Source organism: Microbacterium sp. Se5.02b (assembly GCF_019464375.1).
Lineage (GTDB): Bacteria > Actinomycetota > Actinomycetes > Actinomycetales > Microbacteriaceae > Microbacterium.
The window spans coordinates 2814359-2834606 of sequence record NZ_CP080491.1; the positions used below are offsets into that span (position 1 = coordinate 2814359).

The following is a 20248-nucleotide window of genomic DNA, read 5'->3' on the forward strand; positions in this document are numbered from 1 at the left end:
CATACATTTTGCGAAGGCAACCCCTTGACAGCCGAGCGACGGCATGCCTCCCGCGCCTCAGGAGGGGCGTCGGGAGCTCTCGCGGAGGAGGATCTGCAGCGGCAGCCGCGCCACCACCGGATCGGCATCGGTGTGCTCGAGCCGACGCGCGAGCACCTGCACCGCCGCCCGCCCGAGATCGATCATCGGCTGGCGGACGGTGGTGAGCGGCGGGTGCGCGAGCGCCGCAGCGTCGATGCCGTCGAAGCCTGTGACGAGCACTTCGTCCGGCACGCCGATGCCGGCATCACGGAACACGTCCAGCACGCCGAGCGCCATCTGGTCGTTCGCCGCCACCACGGCCGTCGGCACCCCGGAGTCGACGAGCTGCCGCGCCGCCGCGCGCCCGGACCCGCGCGTGAAGTCGCCGCGGAGGACGGCGACGTCGGCGACGGACCGGCCGGCCGCCGTCACCGCGGCCGCGAACCCCTCCCAGCGCTGGAGTCCGTCGGGCGAATCCGCTGGACCAGCGAGGAACGCGAGCCGCCCCTTCCCCACCTGGCTCAGGACGTGGCGCGTGAGCTCCGCCATGGCCTCGGCATTGCTCACCGTCACGTGGTCGTAGTGATCCCCGCGCGGGGGCCAGAGAGGACCACGACGGGGATCCGCCGCGCCAGCCGCGCCAGCACGTCATCCGGAACGCTGGTCGCGAGGACCATGAGGCCGTCGACACGACCGGCCATGTCGCGCACGGTGGAACGGTCGGGGTCGTCGCGCCCGACACCGACCATGAGCACGAACCCCTGCTTCCACGCCTCCAGCTCCGCACCGCGCAGCACCTCGTCGAGGAAGAGCATCGAGGAGCGCTCCGTCTCGGCCTGCGTCTCCTCCCGCACCACGGCGAACGGCGGAGCGTCGGCCCGAGCGGCGGACAGCGCGTCGAGCGGCGGAGCGTCCTCCGCGGCGTCGAACCCGGGAAAGTACAGCCCGAGCACCCCGGTGCGGCGTTCCGCGAGACCGCGGGCGCTGCCGCTGGGCACATAGCCGAGGGCGGTCACGGCGTCGAGCACACGCTCCCGTGTGACCGGACGCACCGCATCCGGCGAGCGCAGCACGCGCGAGACCGTGGCGATCGAGACCCCGGCGCGGTCCGCCACGTCGTAGACGGTCGCCGCTCTGCTCACGGTCGCGCTCCTCCCCGGAGCGGGCGGCGAGGGCCGCCTGATACAGGTCGCGGGAAGAGAGCCCGGTGAGGGACGCGACCTCGGACGCGGCATCCTTCAGCCTGATGCCGTCGGCGACGAGCTGCTGCACCTGGGCGAGGGCGTCTTCCGGAGAGGCGTCACGGCGCGCGGCACCTTCGACGACGACCACGATCTCGCCCTTCACGCCGCCCTCGGCCCAGGCCACGAGCTCGGAGGCCGTGCCCCGCCGTACCTCCTCGTACAGCTTCGTCAGCTCACGGCACACGGCGATCCGCCGCTCGTCGCCGAAGGCCGTCCCCATGTCGGCGAGCGCGCTCGCGAGGCGGGCCGGCGACTCGAAGAAGACCATGGTGCGAGGTTCCGCCGCGAGCGCCCGGAGCGTCGAACGCCGCTCCCCGGCTTGCGCGGCAGGAACCCCTCGAACGTGAAGCGGTCGGTCGGCAGGCCCGAGATCGCGAGCGCCATCAGCACCGCGCTCGGACCGGGTATCGCGGTCACGGTGACGCCCTGCGCGACGGCCTCGGCGACCAGACCATAGCCGGGGTCGCTCACCGTCGGCATCCCGGCGTCGCTCATCACGACGATGTCGGTCTCCGCGGCGAGCGCCGCCAGCTCCGCCGCCTTCTGTTTCTCGTTGTGGTCGTGCAACGCGATCAGGCGGGGCCGGTTCTCGATGTGCAGCGCTTTCAATAGGCGCTGCGTCGTGCGGGTGTCCTCCGCGACGACGACTTCGGCGTTCTCGAGCACCTCCACCAGGCGACGCGACGCGTCGCCGAGATTTCCGATCGGAGTGGCGGCGAGGATGATCACCCGCCCAGCTTAGGCGCGGTGGATGCAGCCGACCGGGAGGGCCGGTTGTCTAGGCTGGAGCGGTGACCGCGCCCGAGCCCCTGCTGCCCGCTCCTCAGGAGCGGTCGACGCGCTACGGGCAGCTCCGCGATCGCGTGCTGCGCGATCCGGACTGGGGCCGCGCCGTCCGCTGGCTCGCCCCGCTCGTCATCACCGCGCTGGCCGCGGTGCTGCGCCTGGTGAACGTGGGGCATCCGCATCAACTCGCGTTCGACGAGACCTACTACGTCAAGGACGCCTGGTCGTTGTGGACGCTCGGCTACGAGGGCACGTGGGGCGAGAACGCCAACGAGGCGTTCGTGACCCTGCAGGCGCTGCCCCTGTCCGAGCAGGGCGCCTTCATCGTCCACCCCCGCTGGGCAAGTGGCTCATCGCGCTCGGCATGGCGCTCGGCGGGCCCGACAACAGTGCAGGCTGGCGCCTGGCCACCGCGGTGCTCGGTACCGGATCGGTCCTCCTGGTGTACCTGATCGCGCGTCGCCTGAGCGGTTCCATCGTGGTCGCGACCGTGGCGGGCACGCTGCTGGCGATCGACGGCCTGAGCATCGTGATGAGCCGGATCGCTCTGCTCGACGGCATCCTGACGTTCTTCCTCCTGCTGGGCGTGCTGTTCGTGCTCATCGATCGGGAGCGGACCATCCCGGTGCTCGAGAGACGCGATCCTGACGCCCCCGATCCGTTCTGGGGACCCGTGCTCTGGCGTCGGCCGTGGCTGATCGCCGCGGGGACGGCGTTCGGCGCCGCCTCGGCCGTGAAGTGGTCCGGCCTCTACGCGCTGGCGGGTTTCGGGCTGTACGTCGTGGTCACCGATGCCCTCGCCCGACGCCGCGCGGGGGTGGTGCTGTGGCCGACCGCTGCGGCATTCCGCCAGGGGCCGGTCTCCTTCGTCCTGTTCGTCTTCCCGGCCCTCGCCGTGTATCTGATCAGCTGGACCGGCTGGCTGGTGACGTCCGGGGGCTACGACCGGCAGAGCGACCCGAACCCGCTGGTCGCGCTGTGGAAGTACCACGAGTCCATGCTCGGCTTCCACGTCGGGCTGACACGCGGCCACCCCTACGCGAGCCCCGCCTGGGAGTGGCCCCTCCTGCTCCGGCCGACCGCGGTCTGGGTCGACTCCGACCCGACGAACTGCGGCACCGACCACTGCATCGCGGTGATCTCGGCCGTACCCAACCCGCTCATCTGGTACGCCGGCGTCGCGGCGGCCGTCTACCTGCTGTACCGGCTGATCCGCGGCTGGATCGCCCGACGGCCGATCGGCCCGGAGCTGACGCTCCCGCTCGTCGGGCTGGCGGTCACGTACCTGCCCTGGCTGATGTTCCCCGAGCGCACGATCTTCCAGTTCTACACGGTCGTGATGATGCCGTTCCTCGTGCTCGGGCTGAGCATGACGCTGCGCATCATCGCCGGGCGACGCGAGGATCCGCTGTACCGTCGGCAGTCGGGCGAGCGCACCGTGACGATCTTCCTCGTCTTCGTCGTGCTGGTGTCGGCGTTCTTCCTGCCGCTGTGGACGGGGATGAGCGTGCCGTACGACTTCTGGCTGCTGCACAACTGGATGCCCGGCTGGGTGTGAGGCCGGGCCGGTCGGCCCCTACGGCACGTCGTCGGCAGCGACGTGATCGACCAGCGGAAGGACGCGTCCTGAGAGGTGCGTGCGCATCGCGATCGACGATGCGGTGCGCGCGACACCGGGGACGAGTGCCACCCGGTCGAGCACTTCCTGCAGCTGCGTGGCGTCGCGGGCGACGAGTCGCAGCTGCATGTCGCTGGCTCCGGTGACCGTGTGCATGTCGACGATCTCGGGTACGGCATCGGCGAGCGCGGTGGCCACGTCGTCGTGGCCGACCTTCTGGTCGATCTCGACCAGGCAGAACGCGACGACACCGTAGCCGAAGCCCGCAGGATCGATGCGGGGCACGATCGCCTCGATCACCCCGCCCTCGTGCAGACGCGCGAGACGGCTGGTCGCCGTGCCGCGCGCGATGCCCAGCCGCCGCGCGCACTCCAGGATCGGCAGCTGCGGCGACTCCGTGAGCAGCCGGATGAGCTGCGCGTCGAGGCGATCGATCCGCATCCGCTACTCCCTGGTCACGCCGGGGCGGGCGACACCCCTCGTCGCGCGGGCGACGACCAGGAGCACGGCCGTGAGACCGAGCGTGAGCAGCAGCTGGATCCGGGCGGCCGGGTCGATCATCGCGAGCGCGATCACGGCGGCCAGCAGCACCAGGCACAGCCACGACAGCCACGGGAAGCCCCACATCCGCATCGGCATCTGCTCCCCCGTGCGGTCGGCGCGACGGCGCAGGATGATCTGCGACACGGCGGTCGCGGTCCAGATCACCAGCAGTGTCGAGCCGACCACGTTGAGCAGCGCGGGGAGCACGACGTCGGGGAACGCCCAGTTGAGCCCCACCGTGACGAAGCCGAAGGCGACCGAGGCCAGCACGGCGACGAACGGCACGCCCTTGAGGCTCGTGCGCGTCGCGGCCAGCGGCGCCAGACCGCGCTCGCCCAGGGAGTAGGCCATGCGCGAGGCGCCGTAGATGTTGGCGTTCATGGCCGACAGCAGCGCGATGATCACGATCAGGTCCATCACGAGTCCGACACCGGGCACGTTCAGGGTGTCGAGCACGGCCGAGAACGGACCCGCCTTGACCGCCGGGTCGTTCCACGGCAGCACGGCCACGATCACGAAGATCGATCCGACGTAGAACACCAGGATGCGCACGAGCACCTCGCGCACGATACGGCGGATGTTGTGCGCGGGGTCATTCGACTCGGCGGCGGCGATCGCGACCACCTCGGTGCCCCCGAAGGCGAACACGACGATGAGAAGGGCGCCCGCGATGCCGGCGATGCCGTTGGGCGCGAAGCCACCGTCGTCGACCAGGTTCGCGATGCCGGTCGCCGGCACACCGGGGATGAGCCCGACGATCGCGCACACCCCGACCACGAGGAACGCGATGATCGCCGCGACCTTGATCGCCGCGAACCAGAACTCGAAGCGGCCGTAGTTGCGCACCCCGAACAGGTTCACGGCCGTGAGGGCCACCACGAAGATCAGCACCCACACCCAGGCGGGGATCCCCGGCGTCCAGTTCGCCACGATCGCACCGGCACCCGTCGCCTCGGCCGCGATCACCACGACCAGCTGGATCCAGTACAGCCAGCCGACCGCGCTGCCCGCGCTGCGTCCCATCGCCTTCTGGGCATAGGAGCTGAAGGCACCGGAGCTGGGCCGAGCCGCGACCATCTCGGCGAGCATCGCCATCACGAGCACGACGATGCCGCCCGCGACCAGGTACGACACCAGGACCGCGGGACCCGCGATGCTGATCGCCTGCCCCGAGCCGACGAACAGGCCGGCGCCGATGGCCCCGCCGAGACCCATCATCGAGATCTGACGACGGGTCAGGCCGGGGTGCAGGCCCTTGGTGGTGGTCGTGGTGGGCGGGACCTCGGTCCGACGATCGCCGGTCATGCGTCCACCTCGACGCGCAGGGTCGCGAGTGCGGCCGCGACCCGATCGATGTCCACCGTCGAGCCCGACGAGATGCGGATGCCCTCGCCGGCGAAGGCGCGGGCGATCACACCTCCCGCCTGCAGGACGCTCTCGAGCTCGGCGGTGCGCTCGCCCGCGGGGACCCAGACGAAGTTCGCCTGCGAGCGGACGGCGGGCCACCCTGCCGCGGTGAGCACCGTGTACAGACGGTCGCGCTGGACGACCACCTCGTCGATGCGCGTCGCGAGCTCATCCTCCGCATCCAGCGAGGCCAGGGCCGCGGCCTGGGCGAGGTCGGTCACCCCGAACGGCACGGCGACCTTGCGCTGATTCTCGGCGACCTCGACGGGCGCGATCGCGTAGCCGATGCGAAGACCGGCGAGCCCGTAGGCCTTCGAGAACGTGTGCAGCACAGCCACATGCGGGTGACGTCGGAACAGCTCGATCCCGGCACCGTGGCTCTCGGTGCGGTCGAAGTGCACGTAGGCCTCGTCGACCACGACGAGGACGTCGTGCGGCACGGCGGCGACGAACCGCTCCAGCTCATCGGCACCGACCACGGTCCCGGTCGGGTTGTTCGGGTTGCATACGAAGATCAGGCGCGTGTGCGGGGTGATCGCCGCGAGCATGGCCTCGAGGTCGTGGCCGTGATCGGCGTCGAGCGGCACCGGCACCGGCGTGGCCCCGGCGATGCGGACGAGCGAGGGATACGCCTCGAAGGACCGCCATGCGAAGACCACCTCATCGCCTTCTCCGGCGACCGCGTGGATGAGCTGGGACGCGATCTCGACCGAGCCGGCGCCGACGGTGACCTCGGCGGCGTCGACGCCGTAGCGCGCGGCCAGCCGCTCACGCAGAGCAGCCGCGCTCATGTCGGGGTACCGATGGATGCCGTCCAGGCGATCCCGCACGGCCTGGGCGACCGAGGGCAGCGGGGGATGCGGAGACTCGTTCGACGAGAGCTTCGAGGCACCGACGGGGGCGGAGCGCCCCTGCCGGTATGCGGGGACGGCATCGAGTCCGGCACGGGTGGGGAGGGGCATCGTCAGAGCATCCTTGCTGCGATCGGAGTGGGGTGTCGCGCAACCCTAGAACGGATGCCGGGCACTGGGCAATCGGTGCACCTGATACTGCGCAACCCGCGCAACAGACCCGCGACTTCGCCCGAAACTGTGGGCAGACTGCCCAGACCGGACACGCACGTCCACCCCGGGCAGCCGTCACCGGGCGACGCTGACCTCCGCGGGGTCGCGCACCGGGAGGCGGCACACGAACGCGCGGCAGTCGTACGCCCGCTCCGCCGTCGCCTCCTTGCCCGCGAACAGCTCGAAGCCGGCCTCGGCGAGCGCACGCGCCTGTGCGGGGGCGACCACGGAGACGACCTCGGCATCCGCACCCCTGGCGGCGGCGGCGAGCGCGCCGTGCCGGTCGGCGGTGACCACGACGAGCTGGCGGGGCGGAACGGCGAGACCCGCAGCCACCCGCAGCAGGGTGCCGTGGGCGAAGGGCTGCTCCAGCGACCTCTCGGCGAGCGCACTCACGGCCGCGACCGCGGCCTCCCGGTATCTCTCCCCGCGCCCAGCCACCACGCGGTCAGCGCGGCACCGGCGACCGCAGCGGCATCCGATGGCAGGTCGCCGTCGGTCTCATCGGGTGAGGTCGCGATGCCCTGGGCCGACAGCAGCGGGTCGTCGCCGCCGGGACCATCGAGCACCTCGTCGAGGGTGCGCCGCGCCTCGGTCGCCCACATCGCGTCGCCGGTCGCGAGCGCGAGGGCGAACAGACCGTCGGCGAACAGCCCTCGGTCGGCCGCGGTCGCCACGGCGGATGACGCCCGGCCGTCGAGCGATGTGCGCACCAGCGCGCCGGCGGAGTTCCGGTTGACCCGCACCACGTGGTCGGCGGCAGCAGCCGCGGCATCGATCCAGCGCTGCTCCCCGAATGCCAGCCCCGCCCGGGACAGGGCGCCGATCGCCAGCCCGTTCCAGCCGGTGATCACCTTGCCATCGACGGCGGGCGACTCCAGGTCCGCGCGGTCGGCGAGGGTGCGGAGGTAGTACCCGCCCTCGTTGCGCACACCGTCGATCATCGACTCCGAGTCCTGTGCCGCGCCGAACCCTCCGCCGTCGCGACGGAGCACGTCGATCAGGAAGGCGGCGATCCCGCGCACGGTTCGCTCGTCCTGCGCGTCGCGTGCGACATCCAGCAGCTGCGCGTTGTCGGTCAGCATCCGCTCGTAGTGCGGCACCGTCCAGTCGCGCTGCGTCGCATACCGGAAGAAGCCCCCGTCGGCGTCGCGCAGGGCGGACCCCGCCATCGCGGCGAGCGCGCGCTCGACCGACGCCGCCGCATCCGGAGCGCCCTCTCGCACGACCGGATGCTGCAGGAACCGCAGCGTGGTCGCGACGGGGAACTTCGGTGCGCCGCCGTACCCTCCGAACTGCCGGTCCTCGCGCTGCGCGATCGCCTCCGCCGCTGTCGCGATCGCGACGACGTCCGGCAGGTCGGACGGCGCCGACTCCGCAGCCCTCGCGAGCGCATCCGTCACCGCATCCGCCGACTCCTCGGCTTGGGCGCGTCGCACCGTCCACGCCTCGCGCACCGCGGCGAGCACCTCGCGGAACGCGGGCATCGGAGCACGCGCCTCTGGGGGCCAGTACGTGCCGGCGTAGAACGTGCGCCCTCGCGGAGTGGCGAAGACCGTGAGCGGCCAGCCGAGGTTCTGCGTGAAGGCGGAGGCGGCGGCCATGTAGGCGCCGTCGACCTGCGGATGCTCCTCCCGGTCGACCTTCACCGCCACGAAACCGTCGTTGATCAGCGCCGCCGTCGCGGGGTCGGCGAACGACTCGCGTGCCATCACATGGCACCAGTGGCACGTCGAGTAGCCGATCGAGATCAGCAGCGGCACGTCGCGCCGCTGCGCTTCGGCGAACGCCTCCTCGCCCCAGGGGAACCAGTCGACGGGGTTGTCGGCGTGCGCCCGCAGGTACGGGCTGAGCGTGTCGGCGAGCCGGTTGGTCATACCCTCACGCTACGCCGCGCGGGAACGCCACGCCGCGGGAGGACGCGAGTCAGCCGACCAGCAGGTCGATCGGGCGCGATGCCGCGTAGCCGACGAGCGGCAGAGCGCGGTCCGCGGCCAGCGCGATGCGGGCGCGCAGCACGTCGGAGGCGATCTCGTAGCCGTCGAAGTCGGTGTCGCTCGCGTACACCCCGAGCGGAAGGGTGAGCGCCTGGAAGAACGCGAACAGCGGACGCAGCTGATGCTCGATGATCAGCGCGTGCTTCTCGCCGCCGCCGGTCGCCGCGAGCAGCACCGGCTTGCCGACCAGCTCGTACTGTCCGACGAAATCGAAGAGGTGCTTGAACAGGCCCGTGAACGACGCCCGGTAGACCGGGCTGCCGACGATCAGGAGGTCGGCGGACTCGATCGCCTGCAGCTGGGCCTCCACCTCCGGCGCGAGCTGGTCGCGTCGAAGCGCGCCGGCCAGTCCGGGGCCGATCTCCGTGAGCTCGATGAGCTGCGACTCGACCGCGGCGCGTTCGCCGATCGCGGCCGTGATCGCCCGGACGAGGGCCGTCGTCTTGCTCGGCTCGTGCAGGGAACCCGACACGGCCACGACGCGGAACGGAGCTGTCATGCCTCGACGGTACTCACGACGACGCCCCGTGTCGCGCGATGCGACACGGGGCGTCATGTGCGGGGAGAACCGGGTCTCAGTTCACATCGTCAGGATGCGAACCGACACGTCCGGAGCCGTCCAGCGGGTCGAGCGCGTCGATCGCCGCGATCTCGGCGTCCGTGAGCTCGAAGCCGAACACGTCGAGGTTCTCGCGCAGCCGCTCGGCGCGCACCGACTTCGGGAACACGATGATGCCCTTCTGGAGGTGCCAGCGCAGTACGGCCTGCGCGGGGGTGACTCCGTGCGCCGCGGCGGCCTCGGCCACCGCGGGAGTGCCGAACAGGTCGTACTTGCCCTGCCCGAGCGGACCCCACGCCTCGATCCGGATGCCGTGCTCGTCGGCCCACGCGACCACGTCGCGCTGCTGGTAGGCGGGGTGCAGTTCGATCTGGTTCACCGCCGGCACGACACCGGTCTCCTTCACGGTGCGCTCGAGGTGCGGCACCAGGAAGTTCGACACGCCGATGCTGCGGGTGAGCCCGGCCTCGCGCAGCTCGACGAGCTTCGCGAACGCGTGCACGTAGTCGTCTTTGGCGGGGGTGGGCCAGTGCACCAGGTAGAGGTCGACCTTCTCCAGCCCGAGCTTCTCCAGGCTCTCGCCGATCGCTGCGCGCGGCTCCTCGCCGTGGTGGCGGTCGTTCCAGAGCTTGGTCGTGATGAACAGGTCGTCGCGCGCGATGCCGGAGGCGGCGATGGCCGCACCGACGCCCTCTTCGTTGCCGTAGATCGCGGCCGTGTCGATGTGGCGGTAGCCGATCTCGAGCGCCTCGCTCACCGCGCGCTCGGTCTCTGCCGGCGGCACCTTGAAGACGCCGTAGCCGAGCTGCGGGATGGAGTTGCCGTCGTTCAGTTCGAGTGCAGGAATGCTCATTCCTCCAGCCTATGACCGGTGTCGGACGCCGAGGCCGGGGATGTGGAAGAAGTCCCTCGGTTCAGCGCCGCGGAACCGCCGCCATCGCCGCCGCGCCGCGACCGACGAGCCGTTCCAAGGGTCCGCGTCCGAAGAACATCGACCACAGGGTCGTCACAACCAGCAGGCCCACCGCCGTCGCCGCCCAGACCGCGTTGCTCGAGAAGAACGCGCCCGGCCCGCCGACCAGGACGATGGACAGCACGTGCGCGCTGTATGCCGTCAGCGGCATGGATCCGAGCGCGCCGAGGGGCAGCAGCACCCACCGCAGGGGCCCTGCCAGCAGCAGGCACAGCGCGATCACCGCGAGCGCGAACCCGCCGGAGCCGAGCACCTCGGCCGTCCCCCGCTGTGAGGTTCGACCGCGAACACCGCGGCGACCAAGGCGCCCAGCGGGTCGGCCGCCGCGAGCGCCTGCGGATACCCCTCCCACCCGCTCGGAGCGGACAGGACCCCGCCGTCGCTCTCGATGAACGAGCCGTCCGCGAAGGACGAGCTGCCGTCCGGAGCCCCCGTGAGCCCCGCGGACTGCCCGATGCCACCGAGTCCGTAGCCTGCGACCGCGAGCACGAGGCCGAGGCCGAGCGCGATCACGGCGGTGCGGATCCGCTCCACGTGCATCCGCCCCAGAGCCATGCCGCCCAGCACGAGCGCCATCCACACCGTGATCGGGTACGTCCCGTACAGCACGAACCCGATGCCGGCGCCGAACGGGTGCAGCATCACCGCGCCGAGGAAGGCGAGCAGTGCGGGTCCGAGCAGCGCGAGCACGGCAGCCCCGAGCAGCAACTGCCACGGACGCCACCGCAGGAACGGGATCACGGCGATGTAGAGGATGCCGTAGAGCGTGAGGATCACCGCGATCGGGGTGTTCAGCATCTCGAGGGCGAGCCCGATCAGGAAGATCACCGCTCCGCGTCCGACGAGGTTCAGCCGGATGCCGGGGAGACGCCCCGGGTCGGGCAGCGCGCTGCGGCCGGTCATCAGGGCGATCGACACTCCCGCGAGCAGGGCGAAGAGGATCGAGGACCGCCCGTGCACGAGGTCGGTCCACGTCGAAGGATCGACGAGGTCGAAGGCCTCCGTCTCGCCGATGTGCGCTCCGGCCATGCCGAGGATCGCCAACCCCCTCGCGACATCGAGGCCGAGGATGCGCGGAGGGCGCCCGAACTCACGGAACCATCGGACGGGAGCCAGGGCGGTGATCACCAGATGATCGTAGGGGGCGATTCCCGTCATACGATGGAGGGCTATGTCCTCCCCCGTGATCTCCTATCCCCCGGAGCTGCCCGTCAGCGCCGCCAGGGGCGAGATCGCCGATGCCATCCGCGACCACCAGGTCGTGATCGTCGCGGGGCGACCGGCTCCGGCAAGACCACCCAGCTGCCGAAGATCGCCCTCGAACTGGGGCGCGAGCGCATCGCGCACACGCAGCCCCGCCGACTGGCCGCCCGGACCATCGCGGAACGTGTCGCGGAAGAACTGCACGTCGAGCTCGGCACCCTCGTCGGCTACAAGGTGCGCTTCACCGACAAGGTCTCGGACGCCACTCGCATCGCCCTGATGACCGACGGCATCCTCCTCAACGAGATCCACCGCGACCGGCTGCTCACCCGCTACGACACGATCATCATCGACGAGGCGCACGAACGCTCCCTCAACGTCGACTTCCTGCTGGGGTATCTGGCCCGCATCCTGCCGGAACGTCCCGACCTCAAGATGATCATCACCTCGGCGACGATCGACCCGGAGAGCTTCGCGAAGCACTTCGCCGCAGCGGACGGCACGCCGGCACCGATCATCGAGGTGTCGGGGCGCACGTATCCCGTCGAGATCCGCTACCGCGGCCCGGTCGAAGACGCGGACGACGAGAGCGCACCGGCCGAGCCGGAGGACGAGGTCTCGGCGATCGTCGCCGCACTGCGCGAACTCGACCGGGAGGCCCCGGGTGATGTGCTCGTCTTCCTGCCCGGCGAGGCCGAGATCCGCGACGCCGCGGATGCCGTGCGCGGCGCCTACGCGAACGACCGCTCCCCCACCGAGGTGCTGCCGCTGTTCGGTCGCCTCTCCGCCGCCGACCAGCACCGGGTCTTCGAACGCAGCAGGGTCGCGGGCGTCCGTCGTCGGGTCATCCTCGCGACGAACGTCGCCGAGACGAGCCTCACGGTCCCCGGCATCAAGTACGTGATCGACACCGGGACCGCGCGCATCTCCCGCTACAGCAACCGCTCCAAAGTGCAGCGACTGCCGATCGAGGCCATCTCGCAGGCCTCGGCGAACCAGCGCTCCGGTCGCGCGGGGCGCACCAGCGACGGCATCGCGATCCGCCTGTACTCGGAAGAGGACTTCGACCGTCGCCCGGAGTTCACCGAGCCCGAGATCCTGCGCACCTCGCTGGCGTCGGTCATCCTGCAGATGCTGTCGCTCGGGTTCGGCGACATCAGCGCGTTCCCCTTCCTCACGCCGCCGGACTCCCGGGGCGTCAAAGCGGCCTTCGACCTGCTCACCGAGCTCGGAGCCGTCGAGCCCTCCCGTCGTGACGGCTCCCCGCACCTCACCCGCACCGGCCGCGACATCTCGCGCATGCCGATCGATCCGCGGTTCGCCCGCATGCTGATCGAGGCCGGGCGGTCCGGATCCGCCGGCACCGTGACCCGAGACGTGCTCGCGATCGTGTCGGGCATGACGATCCAGGACGTGCGGGAGCGGCCGGAGGAGCGCCGCGAGGAGGCCGACCGCCTGCACGCCCGCTTCGTCGATCCGACCAGCGACTTCCTGACCCTGCTGAACCTCTGGAACCACCTGCGCGAGCAGCAGCGTGAGCTCGGGTCCAGCGCGTTCCGTCGGCTGTGCCGCGCCGAGCATCTGAACTACGTGCGGGTGCGGGAGTGGTTCGATGTGCACCGCCAGCTGCGCACGCTCGTGAAGACGCCCGATCGCTCCCACGACGACACCGGGACGAGCGACCCCGACGCCATCCACCGCTCGCTGCTCGCCGGACTCCTGTCGCAGATCGGCATCCTCGACGAACGCACCGCTCCCGCGGGGAAGGCGCACTCCCCGCCAAGGAGCAGAAGGGCCGGCGCATCGCGGAGTACCGGGGTGCCCGCGGCATCCGGTTCTCGATCTTCCCCGGATCCGGTCTGCGCAAGAAGAGTCCTCGCGCCGTGATCGCCGCCGAGATCGTGGAGACCTCGCGCACCTTCGCCCGAACCGTCGCCGCGATCGACCCGGCGTGGGCGGAACCGCTGGCCGGTGACCTCGCCAAGCGGCAGGTGACCGAGCCGCACTGGTCGAAGGATGCCGGCGCCGCCGTCGCGTTCGAGAAGGTGACGCTGTTCGGACTCGAGATCATCCCGCGGCGCCGCGTGCAGTTCGCCCGCATCGACCGGCCAGCCTCGCGCGAGCTGTTCGTGCGGCACGCGCTCGTCGAAGGCGAGTGGGATCCGACGCGCATCGACAAGAGGGTGAGCGCGTTCTGGCGCAGCAACGCCGAGCTGCGCCGACGCCTCGAGAAGCTCGAAGAACGCGAGCGCCGCCGCGACATCCTCGCCGGCGATGAGGCCGTGTTCCGCTTCTACGATGAACGCATCCCCGCCGACGTGTTCGACGTGCGCTCGTTCGAGAGCTGGTGGCGCGAGGCCATGGCGACGACGCCGAAGCTGCTCGTCATGCGTGAGAGCGACCTGATCGACGATGAGGAGCGCGCGGATCAGCGCGAGTTCCCGACACGGTGGACGCAGGGCGATCAGGTCCTCGGACTCGCGTACCGGTTCGAGCCGGGCGCCGACGACGACGGTGTCAGCGTGGTGGTGCCCCTGCCCCTGCTGGCACAGCTCGAGGACCGCGGCTTCGACTGGCAGGTCCCCGGCCTGCGCGCCGAACTCGTGACCGGACTGCTGCGAGCGCTGCCGAAGGCCATCCGCCGCCACGTGGTGCCCGCAGCCGACTGGGCCGAGAAGTTCGGGGCAGAGCTCGCCGAAGAGGGTCCGGAGTCGCACGGCGGCCTGCCTCCACGCACGCTCAAGGACGCTCTCGCCCGGCTCATCCAGCCGCTCGCGAACCAGCTCGTCTCCGCCGTTGACTTCGAGGACGAGCGGGTGCCCGCGCACCTGCGCATGAACTTCCGCGCGGTGGACGAACGCGGCAGGGTCGTCGGCTCCGGACGTGATCTGCGAGCCCTGCAGGCGCAGCTCTCCGACCGCGCGCGCAGCAACGTCGCGCGCTCGATCACCGCACCTCCCCGCTCCGGCGCCCCGGGCCCGAACCGCGGCGCCGAGCGCGTCGCCGCGGCACCGGTCGAACAGACCGGGCTGACGGGGTGGACGTTCGGGGAGCTGCCCGAGGTGCTCGACACGCGGGTCGCCGGCGGAGTCGTGCGCGGCTATCCGGCCATCGTCGACCAGGGCAAGAGCGTGGCGGTGCGCGTCGAGTCCACTCCTGAGGCCGCAGCTGCTGCGACCCGCGACGGCGTGCTGCGACTGGTGCTGCTGGGCGTCCCCTCGCCGTCGTCGTATGTTCAGGAGCACCTGACGAGCCAGGAGAAGCTGGCGCTCGCGGCTTCGTCGTACCCGTCAGCCGCTGCGCTGATCGAGGACTGTCGCGCCGCTGTGTCCCGGCGGGTCGTCCAGAGCATCGTGCCGGACGGGATCGTGCGCAGCGAGGCCGAATTCGTGCGGGTGCGCGACGCCGTGTCGGCGGTGCTCGTGGACGAGCTCTTCGCCTGCGTCTCGCTGGTCGCCCGCATCCTGACGAAGTCCCGCGACGTCGAGCGCGGGATCAAGTCGCAGAACTCTCTGGCGCTCCTCGGACCTCTCAACGACATCCGCACGCAGTTGAGCGGTCTGCTGCATCCCGGATTCGTCTCGGCCGCCGGCGCCGATCGGCTCGCGCACTTCCCGCGGTACCTCGAGGGCATGCTCGACCGGCTGAAGACGCTCGCGAGCGAGCCTGGCAAGGACCGCGCGCGCATGACCGAGTACGAGCGCATGGCGAAGGCGTTCGAAGACGCCGGCGGCACGATCCCGCTCGCCCGCGACGCCGCGCCCGCGCTCGTCGAGGTGCGCTGGCTGCTGGAGGAGTACCGGGTCAGCGTGTTCGCGCAGCGTCTCGGCACCGCACAGCCCGTGTCGCCGCAGCGGATCATGAAGGCGCTGTCAGGTCGCTGAGCCCTCGCTTCGGCCCTCGGCACGGGTAGCCTGAACGCATGGCTCGCGCGATCGTCTACACCGAAATCGGCTCCCCCGCTGTCCTGCACCTGATGGAGATCCCCGACCCCGTGGCGGCACGCGGCGAGGTCGTCGTCCGCATCGAGGCCGCCGGCGTGAACCCCATCGACGCGAAGCTGCGCAGCGGCAAGCGCCCGTCGCCGCCGATCACGGAACCGCGCCCTGTCGGATTCGACGGCGCCGGTGTCGTCGAGGTGCTCGGCGAGGGCGTCGATCGGTTCGCGGTCGGCGATCGGGTGGCGATCCGCGACGCGCACGGCACCTACGCCTCGGCGCTCGCGATCGCGACCGAGAACCTCGAGAAGCTCCCCGACGCCGTCACGATGGCCGAGGGCGCGGCGATCGGCATCCCCTCCGGCACGGCCTATCAGGCGCTGCGCTCCCTCGGAGTGACCGAGGGCGACGTCCTGCTCGTGCACGCCGGCTCGGGGGCGGTCGGCCAGGCGGCGGTGCAGTTCGCCGTCGCGTGGGGTGCGACCGTGATCGCCACCGCCAGCACGGCCCGCCACGACCAGCTGCGCGAGCTCGGCGCGATCCCCGTGGCCTACGGCGACGGGCTGCTCGAGCGGGTCCGCGAGGCCGCTCCATCTCCCGTCACGGTCGTGCTCGACGGCGCGGGCACCGACGAGGCGATCGAGACCTCGCTCGCCCTGGTCGCCGACCGCGACCGGATCGCGACGATCGTGCGTGGACCGGACGCCGCATCGTTCGGCATCCGCGCGTTCTCGGGCGGATCGCCGGTGCCGCTGAGCGCGGAGGAGCTCGCATGGCGCGCCGAGGCGCTGCCGAAGACCATCGAGCTGCTCGCCGCCGGCGACTTCACGATCGAGCTGGGCCCGGAACTCCCCCCTCGCCGAAGCGGCGCAGGCCCATGAGCTCATGGAGTCCGGCGCCACCTCGGGCAAGATCATCCTCGTGCCGTAGCCGAGGGTCACGTCGGGGTTCAGGCTGGAGCCACCGGGCGTCCGATCGACAGCATGAGCCGGTTCGCCCAGTTGAAGAACGCGGCGCCGTGGATGAAGTCGGCGATCTCCAGGTCGTCGAGTCCGGCCGCGCGCAGCCGCACGATCTCGTCCTCCCCGAACGCGTTCGGCGTGTCGGTGAGGGCGACGGATGCCGCGACGACGGCGTTCCAGCGCTCGCCGAGGTCGGCGTCCACCCCCTCGTCGAGCAGGAGGTCGACGTCGTCCGTGCGCTTGCTGTGGTGCGCGGCGAAGCGCGAGTGCACCGAGGCGCAGAACACGCAGCCGTTGCGACGGGATGCCGCGGTCGCGGCCAACTCGCGGTCGGCGCGGGGCAGCCCCTCCGCGGCGTTGTAGAAGATGTCCTTGTCGACGAGGGTGCGCGCTTTCAACACCTCGGGGTCGCGGGCCAGCAGACGGAAGTAGTCGTTCTTCGCGCGAGCCGCGTCGACGAGACCGTCGAAGTGACGCTCGGTCAGGTCCTCCTCGGCGAGCGGTGCGAGGTGCGGGACCCACCCGACCTCCCCGCGGGTGAACGCGTGCGGATGCGGGGCGTCGTCGTGACGGAGCACGGTGGTCTCGGCGGTCATGCGGCTTCCTCCTCGGAGATCTCGGGCGTGGCGGTCGTGGTCAGCCCTGCGGCGGCGAGCACGCGGAGCCCGGTGACGACACGCTGCTGGAAGGCGAGGAAAGACACCAGCTGCGACAACGTCACGATGCCGTCGGTCGACCAGCCCGCGTCGACCAGGCGCCCGAGGTCGGTGCCCGAGGCCTCGCGCGGGCGGAACACCAGCAGGTGCGTGTGCGTGAGGGCGGCGGCCACGCGCTCGCCCACGGCGGCGACGACGGCCTCGGACGGGACGTAGCGCGGGCCGTCGGCGTTCTCGGCCTGCAACCCCAGCTCGGTGTAGGTGCCGAACGGCCCCCTGGTCGCCGCCACAGCCGCCTCGGCGACCACGACGGCCGCGCGCTGCGGATCGCCCTCCTGCGCGCGGGCGGCGTAGAACTCCGCGGTCGGGTCTTCGGCGCCGGCGAGACCGGTGGCGAAAGCGGCGACGAGTTCGCGTTCGGCCTGCGACACGTGCTCCACGCTCGCCGGACGGAAGAGGGCGTCGAAGCTCGCCTGCAACTGCTCTCTGGTGACGGGACGGCGACGGCGCAGGACGTCCAGCTCCGGCGTCACCTCCGCGATCCGGTCCACGATGTCGTCGGTCATGCGTTCTCCTTGAGGGTGAGGTTCTGGTCGGTACTGATGCGGTGCGGGGTGGGGGTGAGCGCGTAGCCGAGGGCCGGGGCGACCTCGTCGGCGAAGAGTGCGATCGAGCGCAGCACGTGCTCGTGCGGGGCGTCGACGGAGTGCACCTGGAAGGCGACCTCGGTCGCGCGGGCGAGGGTGGTGTCGGCGGCGAGGGAATCCGCCACCTCCTCCGGAGTGCCCAGGTGCGTGTCGAGTGCGGCGATCAGCTCGTCGATGCTGTCGCCCGGGATCGTCTGGCCCTGACGGCGGAAGCCCTCGGCCGCGCGGCGCAGACCGACCTCGGCGAAGCGCAGCGCCTCGGCACGGTCGTCCGCGACGAACACGGTGCGCGAGGCGGTGATCCGCGGCGCCACTCCCTCCGGCAGCGCCTCGAGGTAGGCGTCGATGATCGGATCCTGCAGGGCGGAGAGCGGCGCCTGCAGCCGGTCGGCACTGCGCGGCTGTGTGCGGGACAGCAGCAGACCGTGCCCGTGGATGCCGGCGCGATGCCCACCCGGTACCGAGAACGTCGCCTGCCAGACGCGGTCCGCGAGGTCCCCGGCATCCGGATACAGGGAGTTGCCCGCACCGACGTCCCGCCCGGCGAGACCGTCCAGCAGGGTCCGCAGCTTGCGGTCGTAGGTCGGTCCCTTGTCGCGCACATCCTCCCCGAACGGCGCGAACGACGAAGGCGTGCCGCCGCTGCCGAGTCCCAGATCGACGCGACCCCGGAGAGCAGATCGGCGACCACGGCATCTTCGGCCACCCGCACCGGGTCTTCCAGCGGCAATGTGATCACCCCGGTGCCGAGACGGATGGCGGAGGTCACGGCAGCGACGTTCGCGAGGAACACCAGAGGTGACGGCAGTCCTCCCTCGGCAGCGTGGAAGTGGTGCTGGGCGACCCACGCCCGACCGATGCCGTGCCGCTCGGCCTGCTGGATCTGCGCGGTCGCGAACGCGTACCGCTCGGCAGGGGCGGCGTCGTCGAGCAGTCGGGTGAAGAACGCGACGGTGGGTGCGGTCATGCGGGTACCTCTCTGGTGCCGGAGACTTCTCTGGTTCCGGGCACTGCGGCCAGCAGCTCCCGGGTGTAGTCGTGCTGCGGGTCGCGGAAGAGGTCTTCCGTCTGCCCCTCCTCGACGATCTGGCCGCGGCGCATGACCGAGACCGTGTGGCTGATCCGCCGCACCACGGCCAGGTCGTGCGAGATGAACAGGTAGGTGAGTCCGAGCTCGGCCTGCAGCGAGGTGAGCAGCTCGAGGATGCGCGCCTGAACGGTCACATCCAGTGCCGACACCGCCTCGTCGAGGACCACGACCTCCGGGTCGATCGCGAGCGCTCTCGCGATCGCGACCCGCTGCCGCTGACCGCCCGAGAGCTCACCGGGGTGCGACGTGCGACGTCGATCGGCAGCGAGACCCGCTCGAGCAGTGCGTGCGCGCGCTCCCGCCGCTCGATGCGCGTCCCGACCCGGAAGTTCCGCAGCGGCTCCGCGACGATGTCGACGATCTGCTGGCGCGGGTCCAGTGACGCGAAGGGGTTCTGGTAGACGAGCTGCACGCGCCGACGCAGTGCCCGCAGCTGGTCGCGCTTCGCCTGGGTCACGTCCTCGCCGTCGAGTTCGATGGTGCCGGCGTCGGGCTGATGGAACCGCGTGACGAGTCGGGCCGTGGTGGTCTTGCCGGAGCCCGACTCCCCACGAGCGCGTGCGTGGTGCCACGGCGGACCTTGAACGACACGTCATCCACCGCACGGAAACGCTCGCGCCCCGCCACACGGAACTCCTTCACGAGGCCCTCGGCGACGATGGCGAACGGGTTCTCGGCGGCGACGGCCGCGGCATCCCGGAGGAACGGCGGCGCATCCGGACGCCGGAAACCGGTGGCGAATGCCGGAGCGTCCGAGAGCAGCTGCCGTGTGTACGCGTCGGCGGGCGCCGCGAGCACCGCATCGCTGCGCCCCTCCTCCACGATCCGTCCGTCCTTGAGCACGACGAGCCGCTCGGCGCGGTCGGCGGCGACCCCGAGGTCGTGGGTCACGAGCAGGATGCTGGTGCCTTCGTCGCGCTGCAACTCGTCGAGCAGATCCAGCACCTTCCGCTGCACCGTGGCGTCGAGGGCGCTGGTGGGCTCATCCGCGATCAGCAGTCGGGGCCGCAGGGCGATGGCGGTGGCGATCAGCACGCGCTGCCGCATCCCCCGGAGAGCTCGTGCGGATACTGGCGTGCCCGCAGGTCGGGATCGTCGATGCCGACGCGGTCGAGCAGCTCGATGGCTCGTGCGTGCCGCGACCGACGGTCCCGGTGCCCGTGCAGGCGAAGGATCTCCTCGACCTGCGCGCCGATCGTGCGCACGGGGTCGAGCGAGGTGGTCGGATCCTGCGGCACGAGGCCGATCTCGGGCCCGCGGATGCCCCGCAGCGCGCGGTCGGACCACCCCGAGATGTCGAGATCGCCCAGCACGACCGTCCCACCGTCGACCCTTCCTCCCGGCGGGAGGAGACCGAGCAGTGCATGGGCGGTCGTGGACTTGCCCGACCCCGACTCGCCCACCAGCGCGAGGGTCTCGCCCTCGTGGATCTCGAACGAGACGCCGTGCACGACTTCCCGACGCGCGTCCCGGTCGCCGTAGGAGATCCGCAGGTCGGTCGCGGAGATGACAGGTGTGCTGCTCATTTCCCGCTGCTTCC

At 71.3% G+C, this 20248-nt stretch carries 18 protein-coding genes and 4 pseudogenes; 6 read left to right on the forward strand and 16 right to left on the reverse strand.

Annotated features, from left to right (window positions below):
- Positions 1-57: 57 nt before the first annotated feature.
- The 3 genes and pseudogenes from K1X59_RS21610 to rsmI all read right to left on the reverse strand — a co-directional run.
- Positions 58-594, reverse strand: a complete 537-nt coding sequence (locus K1X59_RS21610) for a LacI family DNA-binding transcriptional regulator (protein WP_258566851.1) — start codon at positions 592-594, stop codon at positions 58-60.
- The gene (locus K1X59_RS21615) at positions 591-1163 is read right to left on the reverse strand and encodes a LacI family DNA-binding transcriptional regulator (RefSeq protein WP_258566852.1); all 573 of its coding nucleotides are present in this window, start codon (positions 1161-1163) and stop codon (positions 591-593) included. The genes K1X59_RS21610 and K1X59_RS21615 overlap by 4 nt, the downstream gene beginning before the upstream one ends.
- 19 nt (positions 1164-1182) lie before the next feature.
- Positions 1183-1994 (reverse strand): annotated as a pseudogene (gene rsmI / locus K1X59_RS13885) (16S rRNA (cytidine(1402)-2'-O)-methyltransferase); the annotation flags it as partial.
- Between the two features lie 62 nt (positions 1995-2056).
- Between rsmI and K1X59_RS21620 the strand changes: the two are divergent.
- A complete protein-coding gene (locus K1X59_RS21620) occupies positions 2057-2503 on the forward strand; it encodes a hypothetical protein (RefSeq protein WP_258566853.1) in 447 nt (148 codons plus the stop codon).
- A complete protein-coding gene (locus tag K1X59_RS13890; RefSeq protein ID WP_244632033.1) occupies positions 2416-3609 on the forward strand; it encodes a dolichyl-phosphate-mannose--protein mannosyltransferase in 1194 nt (397 codons plus the stop codon). Before K1X59_RS21620 ends, K1X59_RS13890 begins: the two co-directional genes overlap by 88 nt.
- Before the next feature lie 18 nt (positions 3610-3627).
- Here K1X59_RS13890 and K1X59_RS13895 read toward each other — a convergent pair whose 3' ends face one another.
- From K1X59_RS13895 to K1X59_RS13925, 9 genes are all read right to left on the reverse strand, one after another.
- The gene (locus K1X59_RS13895; RefSeq protein ID WP_183150515.1) at positions 3628-4110 is read right to left on the reverse strand and encodes an Lrp/AsnC family transcriptional regulator; all 483 of its coding nucleotides are present in this window, start codon (positions 4108-4110) and stop codon (positions 3628-3630) included.
- Positions 4111-4113: 3 nt separating this feature from the next.
- Positions 4114-5517 (reverse strand): amino acid permease, encoded by a 1404-nt coding sequence (locus K1X59_RS13900; RefSeq protein ID WP_220173506.1) that lies wholly within the window; start codon positions 5515-5517, stop codon positions 4114-4116.
- Positions 5514-6581, reverse strand: coding sequence for a histidinol-phosphate transaminase (gene hisC / locus K1X59_RS13905; protein ID WP_183150516.1), 1068 nt, complete (start codon positions 6579-6581; stop codon positions 5514-5516). Before hisC ends, K1X59_RS13900 begins: the two co-directional genes overlap by 4 nt.
- 177 nt (positions 6582-6758) lie before the next feature.
- On the reverse strand, positions 6759-7079 hold the full coding sequence (locus tag K1X59_RS22495) for a hypothetical protein (RefSeq protein WP_309491580.1): 321 nt from the start codon (positions 7077-7079) through the stop codon (positions 6759-6761).
- Positions 7076-8560, reverse strand: a complete 1485-nt coding sequence (locus K1X59_RS13910) for a DUF255 domain-containing protein (protein WP_309491581.1) — start codon at positions 8558-8560, stop codon at positions 7076-7078. The genes K1X59_RS22495 and K1X59_RS13910 overlap by 4 nt, the downstream gene beginning before the upstream one ends.
- A 49-nt stretch (positions 8561-8609) precedes the next feature.
- Complete coding sequence (gene msuE / locus K1X59_RS13915) at positions 8610-9179, reverse strand: FMN reductase (protein WP_183150517.1); 570 nt, start codon at positions 9177-9179, stop codon at positions 8610-8612.
- 76 nt (positions 9180-9255) lie between these two features.
- Entirely contained in the window at positions 9256-10092 is an 837-nt protein-coding gene (locus K1X59_RS13920; protein WP_220173507.1) for an aldo/keto reductase, read from the reverse strand.
- Between the two features lie 61 nt (positions 10093-10153).
- On the reverse strand, positions 10154-10465 hold the full coding sequence (locus tag K1X59_RS21625) for a hypothetical protein (protein ID WP_244632035.1): 312 nt from the start codon (positions 10463-10465) through the stop codon (positions 10154-10156).
- Positions 10432-11340: a heparan-alpha-glucosaminide N-acetyltransferase domain-containing protein gene (locus K1X59_RS13925; RefSeq protein WP_244632036.1), complete on the reverse strand. Its 909-nt coding sequence runs from the start codon at positions 11338-11340 to the stop codon at positions 10432-10434. The genes K1X59_RS21625 and K1X59_RS13925 overlap by 34 nt, the downstream gene beginning before the upstream one ends.
- A gap of 33 nt (positions 11341-11373) precedes the next feature.
- Here K1X59_RS13925 and hrpA point away from each other — a divergent pair, with 33 nt between their 5' ends.
- From hrpA to K1X59_RS21630, 4 genes and pseudogenes are all read left to right on the forward strand, one after another.
- On the forward strand, positions 11374-13302 hold the full coding sequence (gene hrpA, locus K1X59_RS22920) for an ATP-dependent RNA helicase HrpA (RefSeq protein ID WP_396652547.1): 1929 nt from the start codon (positions 11374-11376) through the stop codon (positions 13300-13302).
- Entirely contained in the window at positions 13257-15299 is a 2043-nt protein-coding gene (locus K1X59_RS22925; protein WP_396652591.1) for a DUF3418 domain-containing protein, read from the forward strand. Before hrpA ends, K1X59_RS22925 begins: the two co-directional genes overlap by 46 nt.
- 92 nt (positions 15300-15391) lie before the next feature.
- Entirely contained in the window at positions 15392-16234 is an 843-nt protein-coding gene (locus tag K1X59_RS13935; RefSeq protein WP_258567227.1) for an NADP-dependent oxidoreductase, read from the forward strand.
- Positions 16233-16283, forward strand: a pseudogene (locus K1X59_RS21630) (hypothetical protein); the annotation flags it as partial. The gene K1X59_RS13935 and the pseudogene K1X59_RS21630, both read left to right, overlap by 2 nt.
- 19 nt (positions 16284-16302) lie before the next feature.
- On the opposite strand, the gene K1X59_RS13940 reads toward K1X59_RS21630, so the two are convergent.
- The 4 genes and pseudogenes from K1X59_RS13940 to K1X59_RS13955 all read right to left on the reverse strand — a co-directional run bounded on the left by K1X59_RS13940 (position 16303) and on the right by K1X59_RS13955 (position 20234).
- Positions 16303-16911 carry an alkylhydroperoxidase domain protein gene (locus K1X59_RS13940; RefSeq protein WP_220173508.1) on the reverse strand — a complete coding sequence of 203 codons (609 nt, stop codon included), beginning with the start codon at positions 16909-16911 and terminating at the stop codon, positions 16303-16305.
- A complete protein-coding gene (locus tag K1X59_RS13945) occupies positions 16908-17537 on the reverse strand; it encodes a CMD domain protein (RefSeq protein WP_183150518.1) in 630 nt (209 codons plus the stop codon). Before K1X59_RS13945 ends, K1X59_RS13940 begins: the two co-directional genes overlap by 4 nt.
- Positions 17534-18585: pseudogene (locus tag K1X59_RS13950) on the reverse strand (putative FMN-dependent luciferase-like monooxygenase). Before K1X59_RS13950 ends, K1X59_RS13945 begins: the two are co-directional and overlap by 4 nt.
- Positions 18582-20234, reverse strand: a pseudogene (locus K1X59_RS13955) (dipeptide ABC transporter ATP-binding protein). The pseudogenes K1X59_RS13950 and K1X59_RS13955 overlap by 4 nt, the downstream one beginning before the upstream one ends.
- Positions 20235-20248 lie beyond the last annotated feature (14 nt).